Genomic DNA, 23,202 nt, shown 5'->3' with positions numbered 1-23,202 from the left:
CCTCTGGCTCTACCGGATTACCCAAAGGGGTCATGGTTGAACATCGCAACGTACTTCGGCTGATTATCAATAATGGTTTTGCTGATATAAGTGCCGATGATTGCATTGCCCATTGTGCCAATATTGCTTTTGACGCATCAACGTGGGAAATCTGGTCTGCCCTGCTTAACGGCGCACGTCTGCATGTGGTTCCGCAATCCGTATTGCTCGACCCTGAGCGTTTCTGTGATTCACTGGTCAAAGGACAAGTCAGTGCCCTCTGGTTGACCGTGGGTTTGTTTAACGAGTATCTCGGTACACTCAGGCCCCTGCTTGGTCAATTGCGCTACCTGCTTATCGGGGGTGATGTCCTTAATCCAAGCAAAATAAGGGAGGTTCAGTTAGCTGAATCCCGGCCGGCCACCTTGATTAACGGCTATGGCCCGACGGAAACCACAACGTTTGCCGCCACTTATACGATTGCCTCTCCGGTTGATGTGACCCGCTCTATTCCGATCGGCCGACCGATTTCCAATACCCGGATTTATATTCTGGATGATTATGGTCAGCCCGTTCCCTTTGGTGTAACCGGAGAAATTCATATCGCCGGCGACGGTGTTGCCCGGGGTTATCTGAACCGCCCTGAACTCACCGCTGAACGTTTCCTGAGCGATCCGTTCTCCTCAGAGACGGATGGACGCATGTATAAAACGGGGGATCTCGGTCGCTGGCTGCCGGATGGCAATATTGAGTATCTCGGCCGCAATGATTTTCAAATCAAACTGCGGGGTTTCCGGATTGAATTGGGCGAAATTGAGGCAAGACTCAGACAGTGTCACGGTGTGCTTGAAGCCATCGTTCTTGTCCGCGAAGGCGCTTTTTATGAAAACAACGCAGATGAAAACAATGCAGATGAAAACAATGCAGATGAAAACAGCACGGATGAAAACAGCGCGGGCCAGAAACGCCTGATCGCTTATCTGCGGCCTCTGGACGGTGTGGAGCTGGTGCCTGCCGAGTTGCGTCAGCAGCTTGCGCAGCAACTTGCCGACTATATGCTGCCCGGTGCTTTCGTGATACTTGACGCTTTCCCATTAACGCCCAATGGCAAGCTCGATCGTCAGGCGCTTCCTGCGCCGGATGAATCTGCGGTAGCAACCCATGAATATGAGCCTCCGAAAGGAAGAATCGAAACCCTGTTGGCGCAGATCTGGCAGGAATTGTTAAACCTGACACGTATCAGTCGCCACGACAATTTCTTTGAAGTCGGCGGTCATTCACTGATGGTCGTGCGGCTGATCACCCGTATACAAAACAAATTATTGGTCAACATCCCCCTGACTTCACTGTTCAACTCACCCACGTTGATGGAACAGGCTGAGATCATTCTTTCAGCACAAATGAGTGTGTTAGGGGGTAACGAAGTTGAGTCAATGCAAAGCGACCTCGATTCACTGTCAGTAGAGGAATTGATGGCTATTTTAGGCGAAGAAAATACCCACGGAGACGGCAGATAATGGAAAGAAAGAACATGAATCCTGAAGAGTTAAAACGTGCTGTTCTGGAAAAGAGAATTGAAGCACAACTGAAATCCCGTGGGTCTCAGCAGCAATTATTAATCAGGCAGGCCGATCGGAAACAGCCATTACCGTTATCCTTCGCGCAACAGCGGTTATGGTTTCTCTGTCAGTACGATCCGGCGGCCAGTCTCGCCTATCATCTGCCTGTGATACTGCGCCTCAGCGGTCAGCTCGACCGTCAGGCGCTGACTACATCGCTTAACCACCTGATAGCCCGCCATGAGAGCCTGCGTACTCGCTTTGCCTTCATTGAAGGCCAGCCCTGCCAGCATATTGATCCCGCTGACATCGGTTTTGCCCTGTCTTATCATGACCTGCGCCAATTCGATCCGGCTTTGCACGATAGCCGCGTAGCTGAACTTGCCGATCTTGAAGCGCAAGCCCCTTTCGATTTGGCACAGGGGCCGCTGATCCGTGGTCAATTACTGCAATTAACCAATAATGAGCATGTGCTGTTGCTCACCCTGCACCACATTATCACTGATGGCTGGTCTATCGGTGTTCTGGTGCGTGAGCTGGGCGATTTCTACCGCTCAGCCCTTGATGGTCATGAGGTTTCCCTGCCATCACTGCCCGTTCAGTATGCGGATTATGCTGTCTGGCAACATGCACTATTGCAAGAAAAACAGTTGCAAGAAAAACAGTCGCAAGAAAAACAGTCGCAAGAAAAACAGTCGCAAGAAAAACAGTCGCCAGGAACGCGCCTTACTGAACAACGTGATTTCTGGCGCGCCCGGCTTGAGGGTATTCCGGATTTACTGGAGCTGCCTACCGACCGGCCACGTCCGGCGGTACAGAGCTATGCGGGGGATCATGTCGCTTTCCACCTTAATGTTTCGTTATTGTCATCACTCAAGGCGCTTGGACAGCGCCATCATACGACCCTGTTTATGACCGTGCTGAGTGCATGGAGTATTGTGCTTGCCCGACTCACTGGTCAGGACGATATCGTTATCGGTACGCCTGTCGCCAATCGTCCGCATTATGATCTTGAGGGATTGATTGGGTTTTTCGTCAATACGCTGGCTTTGCGGGTCAGATTCAATGACGATCTCAATGTGGCTGACCTTCTGGCACAAGTACGAAAACAGGCGCTTGCCGCCTATGCCCATCAGGATCTGCCTTTCGAACAGGTAGTGGAAGCACTCCAGCCCGGACGCAGCCTGAGCTACAACCCCATTTTTCAGGTGATGCTGGCTCTGAACAACACGCCGGCCCAAACACTAACATTGCCGGGTTTGCAACTCACTTCGATTGAACAGAAACGTCGTGGCGCGCATTTTGATTTAGCGTTATCACTGAGCGAAACCGAGACTGGTTTAGCCGGTGATCTGGAATATGCCACTGACCTGTTCGATTCCGCGACCGTTGAACGCATGGTCGGCTACTTAACCAATGTATTGTCGGCGATGGTTGATGATGAAAGGCAGTCTATTTCCACCCTGCCGATGTTGCCGGGATCGGAACAACATCAACTGCTGGTAGATTTCAACACGACTCAGGTGGATTTCCCGCAAGACGCATTGATTCACCAACTGTTTGAGGCGCAATCAGCACGTCGCCCTGACGCTATCGCCATCATATTTGAAGAACAGACGCTCAGTTATGGCGAACTGAACCGGCGCGCCAATCGGCTGGCTCATTACCTGATTGCGCAGGGTGTGCGTCCGGATGATCGGGTCGCCATTTGTCTCGAACGCAGTCTCGAAGCCGTCGTGGGTTTACTCGGTATTCTTAAGGCTGGCGGAGCCTATGTACCGCTCGATCCGGCCTATCCGGCGGAACGGCTGGCCTATATGCTGGAAGATTCCGCACCTGTGGTATTACTGACCCAGACGACACAGGCCGGGAAGCTGGAGAGGTTATCCGGCACCGTCCCTGTGATTGTGCTCGACACGCAGAATACGTTATGGGAGAGACAACCGGAGCATAATCCGGATGCACAAGTATTGGGACTGACCTCTCGTCACTTGGCCTATGTTATCTACACTTCCGGCTCGACGGGGCAACCCAAAGGCGTGATGGTTGAGCACCGCAGTGTCAATTCGTTGGTGATCAATAGTGCTTATGCCGTTGTTGGTGAGAACGACTGCGTTTCCCATTGTGCCAATATTGCCTTTGACGCATCGACATGGGAAATTTGGGCCACCCTGTTAAACGGTGGGCGTCTGCATGTGATTTCACAATCCCTGCTGCTCAATCCGGTACAGTTCCGTGATGCACTGTTCAAAGAAAAAGTCACTGTCCTCTGGTTAACAGTCGGCTTATTCAACGAATATATTGAGATCCTCAAACCCCTGCTTGGTCAATTGCGCTACCTGCTTATCGGGGGTGATGTCCTTAATCCAAGCAAAATAAGGGAGGTTCAGTTAGCTGGATCCCGGCCGGCCACGTTGATTAACGGCTATGGCCCGACGGAAACCACAACGTTTGCCACAACCTATATTATTGCGTCCCCCATTGATGTGACCCGCTCTATTCCTATTGGTCAGCCAATTAACAATACCCGGGTTTATATTCTCGATCCGTATGGCCAGCCTGTTCCCCTCGGTGTCACAGGTGAAATATATATCGCCGGAATCGGTGTTGCCCGTGGGTATCTGAATCGTCCTGAACTGACGGCTGAACGCTTCCTCATTGATCCGTTCTCCTCAGCACCGGAGGCGCGCATGTACAAAACGGGGGATCTGGGGCGCTGGTTGCCGGATGGCAATATTGAATACCGGGGCCGCAATGATTTTCAGGTTAAATTGCGTGGCTTCCGCATTGAATTGGGTGAACTCGAAAACCAACTCAGGCAATGTCACGGAGTGCGCGACGCGGTGGTGCTGGCTCGCAAAGATGAAACGGAGCCAAAACGTCTGGTTGCTTATTTACTGGCTCAGACAGGTATTGAATTAATTCCGGCTGAACTGCGTCAGCAACTCGCCCAACATCTTCCCGACTATATGCTGCCCAGTGCCTTTGTGACATTGGATCATTTTCCGCTGACGCCGAATGGCAAACTCGACCGTCAGGCATTACCTGCCCCTGATTCATCGGCGGTGGTATCCCGTGATTATGAAGCGCCAACGGGTGAAGCCGAAATCGCGCTGGCGCAAATCTGGCAGAGTTTATTGAAATTGAACCAAGTCAGTCGCTACGATCATTTTTTCGAACTGGGCGGTCATTCGTTAATGATAGTCAGTCTGATGGAAGAGCTCCGCAGTATCGGCTGGCAGCTTGACGCACGCAGTGTATTCGCCTCACCGGTCCTGATTGATATGGCGCAGGCTATTCAACGCCAAAGTCACACCGACACGTTTGTTGTGCCCGCCAACCTGATTCCCGATGATTGTACTGCCATCACTCCCGATATGCTGCCGTTGGTATCACTCTCTCAGTCTGAGATTGACAGCATCATGGATACCATCCCCGGCGGAGCAAATAATGTGCAGGATATCTACCCGCTGTCACCGTTGCAGGCAGGTATTCTGTTCCATTATTTAATGCAGATCCGGGGAGATACCTATCTGTTACAGAGTCTGCTCGCGTTCGATAGCCGTCATCGTCTTGATAGCTTTCTGTGTGCTTTGCAGCAAGTGATTGATCGCCACGACATTCTGCGCACCGCTGTTTATTGGCAAGGGTTGGAAAAACCGGTTCAGGTAGTCTGGCGTCAGGCATCTCTGGCGATCAACCTCTTCACTCCAGCCACAGAAAGCGATATTCCCGCGCAGCTACAGGCTCATACTGATCCGCACCAGCATCGTATCAATCTGAACCAGGCACCGTTATTTGCCACTGATATTGCCCATGATACGGTACAGGATGAATGGCTACTGGCTCTGCGTTTTCATCATCTGGTCAGCGATCATATGACATTGGAGCTAATCTTCGCTGAAATTGCATTGATTTTGCAGGGAAATGCAGAAGCACTGCCCAAGGCGTTGCCTTACCGCAATTTTATTGCCCGGACTCTGAATGTACCCACCGAAGAGCATGAAGCCTATTTCCGTTCCCAACTTGCCGATATTGACGAACCCACCGCACCGTTTGGTGTGCTTTCTATTCCGCATCACGATGACCACGATGACCACGATAAACCCATCGCAGAATCCCGCCTTCTTCTCGATCCTGCTTTATCAGAGGCTATCCGGACTCAGGCCCGCCGTCTGAAAGTCAGCCCGAGTGTGTTGTTCCATACCGCGTGGGCACAAGTATTGGCACAAACCAGCGGGCGCGATGATGTTGTCTTTGGTTCCGTGCTATTGGGACGTTTACAGGGCGGGGCCGGTTCCGACCAGATACTGGGAATGTTTATCAACACGCTGCCAGTGCGCGTTTCTCTGGCTGAGCGTAGTGTACAGGCCGTGATACAAGCCACCTACCATCATTTAATGACGCTGCTGGAGCATGAACAGGCACCGCTGGCGCTGGCTCAGGGATGTAGCGGTGTGGCGCAATCCACGCCGCTGTTCAGTGCGTTGCTCAATTACCGTCATTCCCAACCCAGTGACACAAACACGGCCAATGCTCTCTGGTCAGGTATACGTACTCTCGCAACCAAAGAACAAACCAACTACCCAATGACCTTATCGGTAGATGATTTCGGGACTGACTTTTATCTGACCGCCCAAACGGTGGCCAGCATCTCTCCGGCCCGTGTCACTCATTATCTGCTGACAGCCATAAGTGGTTTGGTTAATGCCCTGACTCACCATCCTCAACAATTGATTCTGGATATCCCGATCTTGCCGGAGACAGAGCGACAACAATTGCTGGTAGATTTCAACGCTACCCAAGCGGATTTCCCGCAAGATGCCTTGATCCATTCGCTTTTTGAGGCTCAGGCGGCAAACCGTCCTGATGCGATTGCCGTCGTGTTTGAAGAGCAAACGCTGAGCTATGGCGAACTGAATCATCGGGCCAATCGTCTGGCGCATTACCTGATTGCGCTGGGTGTGCAACCGGACGATCGGGTCGCCATTTGTGCCGAACGCAGTCTGGAAATGGTCGTTGGCTTGCTGGGTATTCTCAAGGCCGGAGGGGCCTATGTTCCGCTCGATCCGGCCTATCCGGCCGAACGGCTGACCTATATGCTTGAAGACTCCGCGCCCGTGGTTTTACTGGTTCAGACAACCCAGACGGGAAAATTGTCCGGCGCTGTGCCTGTCTCCGTCCCCGTGGTGGCACTTGATGTGATAGCACTTGATATTGAGGGCACGCTCTTGGCGGGGCAACCGGGCCATAATCCGGATACTCAGGCATCAGGGCTGACATCCCGTCATCTGGCGTATGTGATCTACACTTCCGGCTCAACGGGGCAGCCCAAAGGGGTCATGGTTGAGCATCGCAGCGTCAACCGGCTGATTATCAATAATGATTATGCCGATATCACTGCTGACGACTGCGTTGCCCATTGTGCGAATACGGCTTTTGACGCATCAACGTGGGAAATCTGGTCTGCCCTGCTCAATGGCGGGCGTTTGCACATCGTTTCATCATCCGTTCTGTTCGATCCGGTTCAGTTCCGTGATTCGCTGATCAAAGGGAAAATCTCTGTTCTCTGGCTGACTATTGGCTTGTTCAACGAATATCTCGAAATAATTAAGCCTTTGTTCGGACAATTGCGTTATCTGCTTACCGGCGGTGATGTCCTCGATCCAAGTAAAATCCGGAATGTACAATTAGCGGCGTTACAACCCGCACACTTGATTCACTGCTATGGCCCGACCGAAACGACGACGTTTGCCACGACTTATGCCATTCAGTCGCTGGTTGATATTAATCGCTCAATCCCGATTGGCCGCCCCATCACCAATACCCAAATTTATATTCTGGACTCCCGTGGCCGACCTGTTCCAATCGGCGTTACCGGAGAAATTTATATCGGCGGAGCTGGTGTTGCCCGTGGCTATCTGAATCGTCCTGAACTGACGGCCGAGCGTTTTCTGTCCGATCCCTTCACCCCGGAGCCGGATGAACGCATGTACAAAACCGGCGATCTGGGTCGCTGGCTGCCCGATGGCAATATCGAATATCTGGGTCGCAACGATTTACAGGTCAAACTGCGTGGCTTCCGTATCGAACTCGGCGAAATCGAAGCCAGACTGAGGCAATGCCACGGTGTACATGACGCGGTAGTGATTGCTCGTGAAGAGACTGAAAACTCCGCAGGCCAGAAACGGCTGGTCGCCTATCTGCTGCCGCAGGATGGGGCTGAACTGGTGCCGGCTGAACTGCGGCGGCAACTCGCCCGGCATCTTGCTGACTATATGCTGCCCAGTGCCTTTGTCACCCTTGACGTATTTCCGCTGACCCCCAATGGCAAACTGGATCGTCAGGCGTTCCCTGCCCCGGATGCTTCCGCTGTGGTCATACGCAGTTATGAAGCACCGGACAGTGACGAAGAAATTATGCTGGCGCAGATTTGGCAGGATTTATTGGGACTGGAACACGTCGGCCGTTACGACCATTTCTTTGAACTGGGTGGTCACTCACTGATGCTTGTGCAATTGGCAACTCGCATACAAGACGAATTTCTGATCGACATTCCCATCTCTTCGTTATTTATTTTCCCGCAATTAGCCAAACAGGCCGACATTATTTTAACGGCCCAAATGGATGCGCTGGGAGAAAACGAGATGGAATCACTCGAAAACTCACTTGATTTAATGTCAACAGAAGAATTAATGGCAATTTTAGGCGGAGACAGTAACAAATGATGAGTAATGAAATGGAACTCAATAATCTGAAACGTGCGGTTTTAAAAAAGAAAATCAGGGAACAGCTACAAACCCGGAAGCATCAGACGCGACCGCCAATCAAACCAGTAGCCCGCGATGTGGTTTCTTTGCCACTGTCTTTCGCCCAACAGCGCCTGTGGTTCCTTGACCAACTTGATCCCGCTGCCGGTCAGGCGTATCACCTCCCTGTGGCGCTGCGCTTAACCGGCCGGCTTAACCATGATGCCCTGATTCAGGCACTCAATCGTCTGGTCGCCCGTCATGAAAGCCTGCGCACCCGTTTTGTGCTTATCGGGAGCCAACCCAGCCAATACATTGATCCCGCTGACATCGGTTTTGCCTTGTCCTATCAAGATCTGCGGCCGTCAGACTCAGAAACACTCTCTCGTCACATCGCTGAACTGGCCACTCTTGAAGCACAGACGCCTTTTGACCTGGCTCAGGGCCCGCTGATCCGTGGTCAGCTATTGCAACTGACAGATGACGAGCATGTATTGCTGCTCAGCCAACACCACATAATCTCGGATGGCTGGTCGATTGGTGTGCTGGTGCATGAACTGGGGGAGGTCTATCGTGCTGCGCTCGACAATCATGATGATCCGCTTCCGCCACTGCCCGTTCAGTATGCCGATTATGCCGTCTGGCAACGAGAGTGGTTACAAGGCGCGGTTCTGACCAAACAACGTGATTTCTGGCGTACACAACTCGAAGGTGCCCCGGCCTTGCTGGATCTGCCCACGGATCGGCCACGCCCGCTGGTACAGACGTATAGCGGTGGTCAAGAGCCTGTTCAGTTCGATGCCAATTTACTGGGCTCCCTTAAGTCACTCGGCCAACGTCATAACACAACGTTATTTATGACCGTACTGGCGGCCTGGAGTATTGTTCTTGCCCGACTCAGCGGACAGGATGATATCGTTATCGGTACGCCCGCTGCCAACCGCCCGCACCGCGAGCTTGAAGGGTTAATCGGATTTTTCGTCAATACATTGGCCTTGCGCGTGACATTGAGTGATACCCCCCGTGTTGCTGATCTGCTCACACAAGTCCGCGAACGGTCGCTGGCTGCCTATGCCCATCAGGATCTGCCCTTTGAACAAGTGGTGGAAACACTCCAGCCCGAACGCAGCCTGAGCTACAGCCCCATTTTTCAGGTGATGCTGGCCTTTAATAACACACCCGCCAAGACCCTGACATTACCGGGTCTGCAACTCGCTCCCGTTGAACAACGACGCCAAAGTACTCACTTCGATATGACGTTATCGCTGACCGAAACCGATGCAGGTCTGTTCGGTGAGCTGGTGTATTCCGTTGATTTGTTCGACGCTTCAACGATAAAGCGCATCATCAGTTATTTGAAGCAAGTACTGACAGCAATGGCGGATGATGCAACACAATCTATTGCAAGCCTGCCGATGTTATCAGACGCCGAGCGACAACAACTGCTGGTGGAATTCAACGCGACTGAGGCCGATTTCCCGCAGGATGTCCTGATCCATCAACTCATTGAAGCGCAAGCTACGCAAACGCCCCATGCCACCGCGATAATCTGTGGCGATCAGGCGCTCAGCTATGACGAACTGAACCGCTGCGCCAACCGTCTGGCTCATCATCTGATTGGATTGGGTGTCCGGCCGGATGATCGGGTGGCAATTTGTACCGAACGCAATCTGGAAATGATCGTGGGATTGCTTGCCATCCTCAAAGCGGGTGGCGCTTATGTTCCACTCGATCCCGCTTATCCGGCTGAACGATTGGCCTATATGCTTGAAGATTCTGCTCCGGTGGCGCTTCTTACCCAGCGTATTACCCAAGAAAGACTGGCGGATAAACTGGCTGGCTCCGGCTCGACGGTGTTAATCGATAACATCCTCAACAACCATATCCTCAACAACCATATCCTCAACAAACAAGAAGCATTCATTGAGGTGCAATCGACTGATAATCCGGATGCTGAGGCGCTGGGTCTGACATCAAACCATCTGGCTTACGTGATCTACACTTCGGGTTCGACCGGATTGCCTAAAGGAGTGGCAATCGCTCACCGTAATACCGTGAACTTCCTGACTTGGGCGCAACAGAATTTCGGCGCCGAGGAACTGGCTCATACTCTTTTCGCAACATCATTGAATTTTGATTTGGCCATATACGAGTGTTTTGTGCCACTGGTTGCTGGCGGCACGGTTCATGTTGTCCCCGATGCCCTGTCATTAATGGCTACAGAGCGATCCTCCACAGAGCCTTCTTCGGTAAAACTTTCGCCAACAAAACTGTCTTCGGAAAAACTTTCGCCAGCAAAACTGTCTTCGGAAAAACTGGCTCCGGAAAAACTGTCTCCGGAAAAACAAGCAATCAGCCTTATTAACACCGTGCCGTCAGCCATCGCACATTTACTTGAGGCACACGCAATCCCCACGGGCATCCGAACAGTCAATTTAGGGGGGGAAGCCCTGAAACCTTATATCGTTGAACAGTTGTTTGCCCGCTCTGCCGTACAGAATGTATGCAATCTCTACGGCCCTTCTGAGACAACAACCTATTCAACCTGGACACGCATGAATCGGGCGACAGGTTTTGTTCATCATATTGGTCGTCCGATTGCCAATACCCGGATCTATATTCTGGATGCGTCAGGGCAGCCTGTTCCCCTTGGCGTCAGCGGTGAAATCCATATTGCCGGCGCGGGTGTTGCCCGTGGTTATCTGAATCGTCCTGCACTGACGGCTGAACGCTTCCTCCCCGATCCGTTCTCATCATCTCCGGATGCCCGTATGTATAAAACCGGCGATTTGGGGCGCTGGCGGCCCGATGGCAATATCGAATATCTCGGACGTAATGATTTTCAGGTTAAACTGCGCGGCTTCCGCATTGAACCCGGCGAAATCGAAACGCAGTTAATGCAGTGTGAAGGTGTACAGGAAGCCGCCGTTATCGTACGCGAAGACGAACCGGGTCAGAAACGGCTGGTTGCTTACCTGCGATCGCTGGAGGGTGTTGAGCTGACGCCGGCGGCACTCCGCCAGCAACTTACTCAGCATCTTGCCGACTATATGCTGCCCAGCGCTTTTGTCATGCTCGACGTTTTCCCGCTGACGCCCAATGGCAAGCTCGACCGTCAGGCACTCCCTGCGCCTGATTCCTCTGCTGTGATCGCTCGCGGATATGAAGCACCAACCGGAGAAGTTGAAACCGCTTTAGCCCGGGTTTGGCAGAACTTACTGAAATTAGAGCAAGTCGGGCGTCATGACCATTTCTTTGAACTGGGCGGGCACTCGCTGATGATCGTCAGCCTTATTGAGCAACTGCACAATCTCGGCTGGCGGCTTGATGTGCGCAGTGTGTTCGCGGCACCTGTCCTCAGCGAACTGGCAAAAACCATTTTGCTATATCAGGACGATACTCACGATGTTGTCGTGCCACCCAATCTTATATCCGCAAACTGCCCTGCAATCACACCTGATATGTTGCCACTGGTTTCGCTGTCCCAAAACGAAATCAACGCCATTACGGACACCCTCCCCGGCGGGGTAAGCAATGTACAGGATATTTATCCGCTGGCACCGTTGCAGGAGGGTATCCTGTTCCAGCATTTGTTGCAGACACAAGGTGACGATTATCTGCTGCAAAGCATACTCGCTTTCGATACCCGCGAGCGTCTTGATCTCTTCTTGGATGCCCTGCAAGTCGTCATCAATCGCCATGATATCCTGCGCACTTCCGTCTATTGGCAGGATCTGGCCCGGCCTGTTCAGGTGGTCTGGCGTCAGGCTTCATTGCCTGTCAATTTATTCACGCCTGCCACAACGCACGATGTCGCCTCTCAGCTACGCGCGTACACTGATCCTCGCCGGCATCGTCTCGACCTGAACCGTGCGCCGCTGTTTGCCGCTGATATTGCCTTCGAACCGGCACAGAATGAATGGTTGCTGTCTTTGCGTTTTCACCATCTGGTCAGCGACCATATGACACTGGAGCTGATTTTCGCCGAAATAGCCCAAGTGTTGCAGGAAGAGGCCGAAATGCTGCCCGCAGCACTGCCTTACCGCAACTTCATTGCCCAGACTTTAAGTATGCCGACCACAGCACATGAGGATTATTTCCGTCGCCAATTTGCTGACGTTACTGAACCTACCGCCCCATTCGGGATACTCACGGTACAAAGCGATAGCGGTTCTCTCCATGAAGCCCGGCTCCCGATTGAACCAACTCTGGCGAAGGCTATCCGATCTCAGGCCCGTCGTCTGGGCGTCAGTCCCGGTGTCCTGTTCCATGTCGCCTGGGCGCAGGTACTGGCGCAGACCAGCGGACGTGACGATGTGGTTTTTGGATCGGTGTTATTGGGGCGTTTGCAGGGCGGTTCGGGAATCAACAGAATATTGGGGATGTTTATCAATACCCTGCCGATACGAATTTCTCTGGACGGATACAGTGTGCAGGATGTGGTACAGGCCGCCTATCGCAATCTGACTGAGTTACTGGAACATGAACAGGCTCCGTTGTCACTGGCGCAAAGGTGCAGTGGCGTGGCAAAACCCATGCCGCTGTTCAGTGCTTTGCTGAATTATCGCCACAGTCAGGTCAGCGAAACAGACTCCGTTAACGCCGTCTGGACAGGTATGCGTATTCTGGCTGCCAAGGAGCAAACCAGCTATCCGGTTTCTTTGACAGTCGATGATTTAGGAACAAATTTCCATTTGATGGCCCAAACCGTAGACGGAATCGACCCGGCACGAATGGTCAACTATCTGGTCACCGCCATCAGTGGCTTAATTGATGCCCTGATCCACAATCCGCAATGTCCCATTCTGCAAGTCTCTATTTTGCCTGCTCTGGAACAGCAACAACTGCTGGTGGATTTCAACGCCACACAGGTTGATTTCCCGCAACATGGGCTGCTTCATCAGCTATTTGAAACCGAAGCCGCGCGCCATCCCGACACTATTGCCATTGTTTGCAAAGACATCATGTCGGGAGAGCCGTCGCTCAGCTACGGCGAACTGAATCGCCGCGCCAACCGGCTGGCACATCATTTAATCGCATCGGGTGTCCGGCCGGATGATCGGGTAGCGGTGTGTGTCGAACGCAGTCTGGAAATGGTGGTGGGTCTGCTTGGCATTCTCAAGGCAGGAGGGGCTTATGTACCGCTTGATCCGGCTTATCCCGCCGAGCGGCTGAGCTATATGCTTGAGGATTCAGCACCGGTAGTTTTGCTGACTCAAAGAGCGTGGCACGATATATTTATCGGCACCGGCTCTACTACGGGCGCATCCGTGCCGGTAATCCTGCTTGATGCCCAGGCATCAGTCATGGACATGCGGCCTGATCACAATCCTGAAATCCCCGGTCTGACAGAACACCATCTGGCGTATGTTGTTTACACTTCAGGCTCAACGGGTCTGCCCAAGGGGGTCATGACTAATCACCAGACCCTGTGCAACCGGTTGTTATGGTTTGTCGGTGATATCGTGGCGCATCCTTTGGTGGGAGCGTTAAAAACCAGTATCAGTTTTTTCGATTCGATGACTGAGGTATTAGGCGTATTACTGGCCGGAGGCAAGCTGGTCGTTTTCAACAATGATGAAATCAGAGATCCCGCCCGTTTCGCCGAAGGTTTGCAACGTTTTGACGTTAACTATTTGGTCGTCGTTCCCTCACTATTGAAACTTTTGATACAGGATCGGGGTAACAGCCTGAAATCAATCAGGACGCTGGTTTGCAGCGGGGAACGGCTTGCGCCTGAACTGGCACGGCAGATTGTGACCGAATGTCCTTGGCTCCGGTTACTGAATTTCTATGGCTCATCCGAAATCAACGGGGATGCCACTTGGTATGAATATTCCGCTGAACCCGGCATTCCGGACGCCTCCGTCATTGGCCGACCCATCGCCAATATCCAGAGCTATATTCTCGATGCTCACGCTCGTCCCGTTCCCCTCGGCGTGACTGGCGAAATCCATATTGCCGGCAGCGGCGTTGCCCGTGGTTATCTGAATCGCCCCGAACTCACGGCGGAACGTTTCCTTCCCGACCCGTTTTCTGTACATCCCGATGCCCGTATGTACAAGACCGGCGATCTTGGCCGCTGGTTACCGGATGGCAATATCGAATACCTCGGCCGCAATGATTTTCAGGTCAAAATTCGCGGCTTCCGGATTGAACCGGGTGAAATTGAGGCTCAGCTCGTGCTGTGTCACGGAGTACGGGAAGCCGTCGTTATCGCCCGTGAAGATGAGCCCGGACAACAACGTTTAGTTGCCTATCTGCGGCCACAAAATGGCTTTGAAATGAAGCCTGCGGAATTACGTCAGGAACTCGCCCGACATCTGGCCGATTATATGCTGCCCGGTGCCTTTGTGACGATCGACACTTTCCCGCTGACGCCGAATGGCAAATTGGATCGCAAGGCACTTCCTGCGCCTGACTTATCCTCCGTTGTCACTCACCGCTATGTCCCCCCCGTCGGGGAAACAGAAACCGTGTTGGCGCAGATCTGGCAAGACTTGTTAGGGCTGGAGCAAGTGGGTCGTCATGACCATTTCTTTGAGCTGGGTGGTCACTCCCTGCTTGCCGTTCAGCTCTCTGCCCGCATACGTCAGTCACTGGCGAAAGAACTGCCGTTACAGAAGATTTTTGCCCAGCCTGTCCTGATGATGCTGGCTCATACACTGACTGAGGTTGCCACCACGACCCAGACTACCATTCCCGTGGCGGATCGCACCCAACGTCTGCCTTTGTCCTTTGCCCAACAGCGTTTATGGTTTTTGGGTCAGCTCGATCCGGCAGCCAGTCAGGCCTACCATATTCCTGCGGCACTGCGCCTGAATGGTTCGCTTGATCGCCACGCCTTAACGGTTGCGTTGGATCGTCTGGTTGTACGCCATGAAAGCCTGCGCACCCGTTTTGTCTCGATTGAAGGACAACCCTGCCAGTATATCGACCCAACTGACAGCCGTTTTTCCCTGTCATACCAAGACCTGCGGCAGCTTGATCCGGCTTTGCGCGATAACCAGATCGCCAAGCTCGCCGAAAAAGAGGCGCAGACGCCTTTCGATTTAGCCCAAGGGCCGCTTATTCGCGGTCAACTGCTGCAACTGACCCGTGAGGAGCATGTACTATTGCTCACTCAGCACCACATTATCACTGATGGCTGGTCTCTCAGTGTGTTGGTACGCGAGCTGGGGATGTTCTACCGTGCGGCCCTTGAAGGCCATGATGATCCCCTGCCACCACTGCCTATTCAATACGCTGACTATGCCGTCTGGCAACGTGACAGCCGACAGGAAGCGGCCCTGACAGCGCAACGCGATTTTTGGCGTACCCAGCTTGAGGACGCTCCTGTCTTACTGACATTGCCTACCGATCGACCACGGCCATCGGTACAAACCTATATCGGCGGTCAAATCGCTTTCTCCCTTGATGCCCCGTTATTGGCATCTCTTAAAGAGCTGGGGATGCGTCATAACACGACCTTGTTCATGACTGTGCTGAGTGCGTGGAGCATCGTCCTTGCCCGTCTCAGTGGTCAGGACGATATTGTCATCGGTACGCCCGTTGCCAACCGTCCGCACCATGAACTTGAAGGATTGATTGGTTTCTTTGCCAATACGCTGGCTTTGCGTGTCAGATTCAGCGATACCTTCAATGTCGCCGATCTGCTTGCACAGGTTCGGGAACAGGCTCTCACTGCCTATGCCCATCAGGATTTGCCTTTCGAACAGATCGTGGAAGCATTGCAGCCCGAACGCAGCCTGAGCTACAGCCCAATATTTCAGGTGATGCTGACGCTGAACAATACGCCGGCCCAGAAACTGGTGTTACCCGGTTTACAGCTCACATCCATTGAACAGGCATATCATGGTGCGCTTTTTGATTTAACGTTATCACTGACCGAAACCGACGCAGGTCTGGTGGGTTCGCTGTCCTATGCCGCTGACTTGTTCGATTCTGCGACTATTGAACGGATGATCGGCTATTTGAAAAATATACTGACAGCAATGAGTGCGGACGAGACTCAACCCATTGCCGCTCTGCCCATGCTGGCGGAAGCGGAACGGCAACAATTGCTGGTGAGTTTCAATGAGACTCAGGCAAATTACCCGAAAGATACCTTAGTCCATCCTTTGTTTGAAGCTCAGGCAGCGCAGCATCCCGATGCGCCTGCCGTGGTATTTGAACATCAGTCAATGAGCTATGGCGAACTCAATCATCGTGCCAATCAACTGGCGCATTATCTGATCTCGCTGGGCGTACGTCCGGATGAACGGGTCGCGATTTGTGTTGAACGCAGTTTTGATATGGTCGTCGGATTACTCGCCATCCTTAAGGCGGGAGGTGCTTATGTGCCCCTCGATCCGGCCTATCCCGGCGACCGGCTGGCGTATATGCTCAGAGACGCCGCGCCAGTGGCCTTGCTCACCCAGAATGCCCTCGCCGATACGCTGAACAGCGCCGTCTCCTCAGCCGGCCACATTACGGTGTTGCTTGATGATCAAGATCAGGCACAATCCCTGATGGAACAACCCACTCACAATCCGGATACACAGGCTCTGGGTCTGACTCCACACCATCTGGCTTATGTGATCTACACGTCAGGTTCGACCGGATTGCCCAAGGGCGTGGAAATGCCACTGGCGGCCTTGTCAAACTTGCTGCAATGGCATCGCCATGCGCCGTCACAGCCTGTCGGAACGGGTAAGACTCTGCAATTTGCCGCACTGGGATTCGATGTCACCTTTCAGGAAATATTTACGACACTGGGTGAAGGCGGGTGTCTGGTCTTGATTAATGAAACTCTGCGGCGGGAGCCGCAGCAGCTTCTCCGGTTGATTCAGCAAAAACAGATTGATCGCATTTTTCTTCCTTACATCGCTCTCCAGCAGCTTGCCGAAGCCGCTGACCACAGTAAGGATGATTTTTCTTGTCTGGCTCACATTGTTACCGCCGGGGAGCAACTGCGCATCACTCCTGCCATTGAGCGTTTTCTGCAACGGGCCGGTGATTGTCGGTTGCACAATCACTATGGCCCGACGGAAAGCCACGTCGCCACGGCATATATCCTGAGCAGGGATCACGAACAACGTGAACAATGGCCTCTGCTTCCCCCTATCGGGCGGCCGATTGCCAACACTAAAATCTATATTCTTGACGAATGCAGCCAGCCAGTCCCTCTTGGCGCAACGGGAGAAATCCATATCGCTGGCACAGGGATAGCCCGCAGTTATCTGAATCGCCCCGAACTCACCGCAGAACGTTTCCTCCCCGATCCGTTCTCCTCATTCCCGAATGCCCGTATGTATAAAACCGGCGATCTGGGCCGCTGGCTGCCCGATGGCAATATCGAATATCTTGGCCGCAATGATTTTCAGATCAAATTACGTGGCTTCCGCATTGAACCGGGGGAGATAGAGGCACAACTCATGCGGTGTCACGGAGTACGTGAAGCCGTTGTATTGGCTCGCGCAGATGAATCAAACCATAAACGTCTGGTCGCTTATCTGCTCGCTGAACCCAATACAGAACTGGTGCCCGCGCAACTTCGGCAGCAACTGGCACAACATTTGGCTGAATATATGCTGCCGAGTGCCTTTGTCACGCTTGAAGCCTTCCCGCTGACGCCGAATGGCAAACTTGATCGCAAAGCACTTCCGGCACCGGATTTATCTTCCGTGATCACGCGCAGTTATGCTGCCCCGATCGGTAGAGAGGAAGTGGTACTGGCGCAGATTTGGCAAACGTTGCTGGGAGTGGAGCAAGTGGGTCGCCATGACCATTTCTTTGAACTCGGGGGGCATTCTCTGCTTGCCGTCCAGCTTGTTGCCCGCATACGTCAGACGCTGGCGCGAGAGTTGCCGTTACAGCAGCTCTTTGCCCGGCCTGTCCTGATGCAATTGGCTCACGCGCTGACTGATATTGGCTCAACTATTGGCTCAACTATTGCCACGACAACACAGGCTTTCATTCCAACGGCTGACCGCAGCCAGCCATTGCCTTTGTCTTTTGCCCAACAACGTCTGTGGTTCTTGGGACAGCTTGATCCGGCAGCCAGTCAGGCCTATCACCTTTCTGCGGCACTGCGTTTGAGCGGCTCGCTCAATCGTCATGCTTTAATTGTTGCACTTGATCGTCTGGTGGCTCGTCATGAGAGCCTGCGCACTCGTTTTGTATTCGTTGAAGGGTTCGCTGAAGGACAAACTTGCCAGCAGATCGACCCCGCCGATATCGGGTTCGCCCTCTCCTGCCATGATCTGCGACAGCTTGATCCGACCTTGCATACTCAGCATGTTACCGAACTCGCCGAGCAAGAAACCCAAACTCCCTTCGACTTTGCCCGAGGCCCGTTGATTCGCGGCCAATTACTGCATCTGGCGGATGAAGAGCATATATTACTGCTCACCCTGCACCACATCATTACAGACGGCTGGTCAATTAGCGTACTGGTCCGTGAACTGGGCATTTTCTACCGCGCGGCGATTGATGGTCTTGATGATCCTTTGCCTCCTCTGCCCATCCAATATGCTGATTATGCCGTCTGGCAACATGAGCAGTTAACAGAAACAGCTCTTGCGGCACAACGTGATTTCTGGTGCGCCCAACTTGAGAATGCCCCTGCCTTACTGACGCTTCCCACCGATCGGCCTCGCCCAACGGTGCAGACTTATGCCGGCGATCAGGTTTCTTTCCACCTTGATGCTCCGTTATTGGCATCACTTAAGGCACTCGGGGAGCGCCACAACAGCACCTTGTTCATGACCATGCTGAGTGCGTGGAGTATCGTCCTCGCCCGACTCAGTGGTCAGGACGATATTGTCATCGGTACGCCGGTTGCCAATCGCCCACATCATGAGCTTGAGGGACTGATAGGATTCTTTGTTAATACGCTGGCCTTGCGTGTCACCTTTAATCATGACCTCAGCGTGGCTGATCTGCTTGAGCAGGTTCAGGGACGGGCGCTTGCCGCCTATACTCATCAGGATCTTCCCTTCGAACAAGTGGTGGAGGCACTCCAGCCCGAGCGCAATCTGAGCTACAGCCCGATTTTTCAGGTGATGCTGGCTTTGAACAACACACCAGCTCAAGAATTGGCATTACCTGAGCTACAACTCAGTCCATTTGAACAGACGCACCACAGTACCCATTTTGATTTGACGTTATCACTGGTTGAAACCGAAACAGGTTTGGCGGGTGCTCTGGAATATGCCTCTGATCTGTTTGACCGGACAACGATTGAGCGCATGGTTGGTTATTTAGCCAAAATACTGGCGGCGATGGTCACTGATGAAACACAAATCATTGCCACCCTGCCGATGCTGCCGGAGTCAGAACAACGACAATTGCTGGTAGACTTCAACACCACTCAGGCGGACTTCCCGCAAGACGCCCTGATCCACCAGCTTTTTGAAGCTCGGGCAGCACAGCATCCCGATGCGCCGGCAGTAGTGTTTGAAGATGAAATGCTGAGTTATGGCGAACTGAACCAGCGCGCCAATCGTCTGGCGCACCATCTGATTACGTTGGGAGTACGTCCGGATGATCGGGTGGCAGTCTGCTTTGAACGCAGTCTCGACATGGTGACGGGATTACTTGCTATCCTCAAGGCAGGTGGTGCTTATGTGCCGCTCGATCCCGCTTATCCATCCGAACGGCTGGCCTACATGCTTGAAGATGCGGCGCCTGTGGTGGTGCTGACCCAGACAGCCCAGCTCGGCAGACTCCCCGGCACTATGTCTGTAACTATGCCTGTAACTATATCTGTAACTATGCCCGTAACTGTGCCTGTGCCTGTGATTGTGCCTGTGATTGTGCTTGACGCCCAGAAAACGTTACTGGAGAGCCAACCGAATGATAACCCGGATGCCCGTGCGCTGGGGCTGACATCGCGCCATCTGGCCTGTGTGATCTATACGTCAGGTTCAACCGGCCAGCCCAAAGGCGTGATGGTCGAGCACCGCAACGTGCTTCGTCTCATCATTAATAGTGGTTTTGCTGAAATTAGCCCTGATGACTGCGTTGCCCATTGCGCCAATACAGCTTTTGATGCATCAACGTGGGAAATCTGGTCTGCCCTGTTAAACGGCGGGCGTCTGCATGTGGTTTCACAATCTGTACTGCTCGATCCAGTGCGTCTCTGCGATTCGCTGATCAGGGGAAATGTGACCGCTCTCTGGTTGACGGCCGGCTTGTTCAACGAATATCTCGAAACGCTCAGCCCCTTATTTGGGCAATTGCGTTACCTGATTATCGGTGGTGATGTCCTCGACCCAAGGAAAGTCCGGCAGGTACAGTTGGCTGAGTCACAACCCGCACATTTGATCAATGGATATGGCCCGACGGAAACCACAACGTTTGCCGCAACCTATGCGATTGCCTCTCCTGTCGATGTCACGCGTTCTATTCCGATTGGTTGCCCGATTGCCAATACCCGGATTTATATCCTCGATTCATACGGCCAGCCCGCCCCTCTTGGAGTCGCAGGTGAAATTTACATTGCAGGCAACGGCGTTGCCCGTGGTTATCTGAACCGTCCTGAACTGACGGCTGAATACTTCCTGCCAGATCCCTTCTCCGGCGTACCGACAGCGCGCATGTATAAGACTGGCGATTTGGGTCGCTGGCTCGCCGATGGCAACATCGAATATCTCGGACGAAATGACTTTCAGATTAAATTGCGCGGTTTCCGGATCGAACCCGGAGAAATCGAAGAAAAACTTAAACAATGCCACGGGGTGCGTGAAGCGGTGGTGCTGGCCCGCGAAGATCAGGCGGGACAAAAACGGCTGGTCGCTTACCTGCTCCCTCAGGCCGGGGTTGAACTCGTGCCCGCGGAACTGCGCCAGCAGCTTACCCGGCATCTTGCTGACTATATGCTACCCAGCGCCTTTGTCATGTTAGCGACTTTCCCGCTGACACCTAACGGAAAACTCGACCGTCAGGCACTCCCTGCCCCCGGCTCCTCCGCCTTTGTGGCACACCGTTATGAAGCCCCAATCGGTGAAACCGAAATCGCGCTGGCACGGATTTGGCAAGATTTACTGGAATTGGAACGAATCAGCCGTCATGATCACTTTTTTGAACTTGGTGGTCACTCGTTGCTCGCGGTAAAATTATTGAATCGCATGCGTGAACAAAATATGGAAGTTCCACTGACCGCTTTGTTTGCACATCCTACGTTATGTAATCTGGCTTCAATCATCAGTGAGCACGTTATCATGCCAATATCACCGTTTGATGAAAACCCTGTTCCACTCAGCCCGACAGGCTCTTTGTTACCTTTGTTCTTCGTGCATGAAGCCTCCGGTGACCCTCTTGTTTATTCACCACTGGCTGCTTTACTGCCTCCTGAACTGCCCGTTTATGCATTGCAGGCGCTTGGCATCCATACACTCGAACATCCGCCGGCATCAATTGAAGCACTTGCTGACTGCCATATTCAGGCAATTCGTCGTGTCCAGCCGCAAGGGCCTTATCGTCTGGCGGGCTGGTCAATCGGCGGTCTGATTGCCTATGAGATGGCTCAACAATTCATGAACGATGGTGAGACAGTCGAGTTCCTCGGCATGATTGACTCCTATAATCATACCGATAGCGGCTCTGAAACAGACAATACCGACCGAGAAACCGCAATCGGGCAATCGGTAAATCAGGAAGCAAAACGGATTGAGCTAATCATTGATTCACTGCTTACTCAACAGGGAATAAACGACGAGCCGGCGTTGGAAGCGCTTCATAAATTCACTGAACTGGAGCAGGTTATTGATTACTGCATTGAGCACCAATGGTTGCCGACAGGTATCACGCGCGAGGATATCCTCCTCCGCCTGTATTCCACTGAAATGATTACACAGTTGGGTCAAGACTATATCGCACCAAAATCATCCTTGCCTGTCCACCTCTATACCGCAGATGAGTTAAACAACGGGGATAGATGGCGCGGTTGGCACAATGTGGTCAGTCATAATTCCATACTCCACAGGATCGGCGGGACGCATTTCTCCATCATGCGCTCACCTTTACTGAACCATCTGGCGGACTCAATCACCGGACATCTGCGGGCCGTTCCGGCCTTTGACCCACGCGTTATCATTCAACTGGGCTCTCAATCGATACCGCCGCTATTTTGCATGCCCGGTGCGGGTGCCAGCCCTTCCAGTCTGCTCGAACTGGCGCTATCGTTCCCACGGCAACTCCCGATATATGCGTTGCAGGCGCGTGGCTTTACTGCTGAGCACAATTTCCCTTATGCCAGCGTCGAAGGTGCGGCTCATGCCTATATCCAGACCATCCGCCAAATCCAACCGCATGGCCCTTACCACCTGCTGGGTCACTCTTTTGGTGGTTGGATCGCCTTTGAAATAGCGTTGCAATTACAAGCAGAAGGGGAAGTCGTCTCCGACCTCATTCTTATTGATACCGATGAGCCTGACCAGCAAGGCCGCGCCCTCAAGTCGTACAACAGCATTGAGACGATAATGGAGTTGATCGATATCTACAATATGATACTAGACCAACCTCTTCCGCTCACGAGACAAGGTTTTGATAATCTGGATCTGGATGAACAGACTCAGAGTTTACAGAGTTTACAGAGTTTACAGAGTGCATTAGTGAAAGCCGGCCTTTTCCCCGCGAAAACGCCAATATCACTGCTACAAGGTATCATTCGTGTTATGCAGGCCAACCTGAACACGGGTTATCAGCCCCAGACCCGTTATGAGGGACTCGTTCATCTGATCAACGCAGAAAAAGGAGACACAGACGAGAGGAGGAAGCGCGAAGCCCAGTGGCGTACTCATGTTGCCCAACTCAATACCATACTTGTACCCGGCAATCACATGACTATGTTGTCCTCGCCGCAGGTCGATCAATTAATAACTCAGCTATGGCAAAAATTAAATTATATAAACAATCCATTACTTAAATAA

The 23,202-nt window shown here is 52.7% G+C and carries 3 protein-coding genes (1 of these 3 only partly in view); all 3 read left to right on the top strand.

The features are described from left to right. Tightly spaced (each overlapping or abutting the next), the 3 genes in view from FE394_RS02875 to FE394_RS02865 form a layout consistent with a single transcriptional unit that may run on beyond the window. On the top strand, positions 1–1,496 hold the 3' end of the coding sequence (locus FE394_RS02875; protein WP_319924901.1) for a non-ribosomal peptide synthetase. It extends 21,958 nt beyond the left edge of the window; only the last 1,496 of its 23,454 coding nucleotides appear in the window; its start codon lies beyond the left edge, outside the window; it ends in the stop codon at positions 1,494–1,496. Beyond that, positions 1,496–8,266, top strand: a complete 6,771-nt coding sequence (locus FE394_RS02870) for an amino acid adenylation domain-containing protein (RefSeq protein WP_419836293.1) — start codon at positions 1,496–1,498, stop codon at positions 8,264–8,266. Before FE394_RS02875 ends, FE394_RS02870 begins: the two co-directional genes overlap by 1 nt. After that, positions 8,263–23,202, top strand: coding sequence for a non-ribosomal peptide synthetase (locus FE394_RS02865; protein ID WP_319924900.1), 14,940 nt, complete (start codon positions 8,263–8,265; stop codon positions 23,200–23,202). Before FE394_RS02870 ends, FE394_RS02865 begins: the two co-directional genes overlap by 4 nt.

It is taken from the genome of Xenorhabdus littoralis (assembly GCF_033949345.1).
Lineage (GTDB): Bacteria > Pseudomonadota > Gammaproteobacteria > Enterobacterales > Enterobacteriaceae > Xenorhabdus > Xenorhabdus littoralis.
Note: the sequence above shows the minus strand (reverse complement) of the source record. Positions and strands in the feature narration are given on the sequence as shown.

Bases quoted from the DNA above. Each gene is read 5' to 3' on its own strand.
- FE394_RS02870 (WP_419836293.1), top strand. From the start codon at position 1,496: ATGGAAAGAAAGAACATGAATCCTGAAGAGTTAAAACGTGCTGTTCTG.
- FE394_RS02865 (WP_319924900.1), top strand. From the start codon at position 8,263: ATGATGAGTAATGAAATGGAACTCAATAATCTGAAACGTGCGGTTTTA.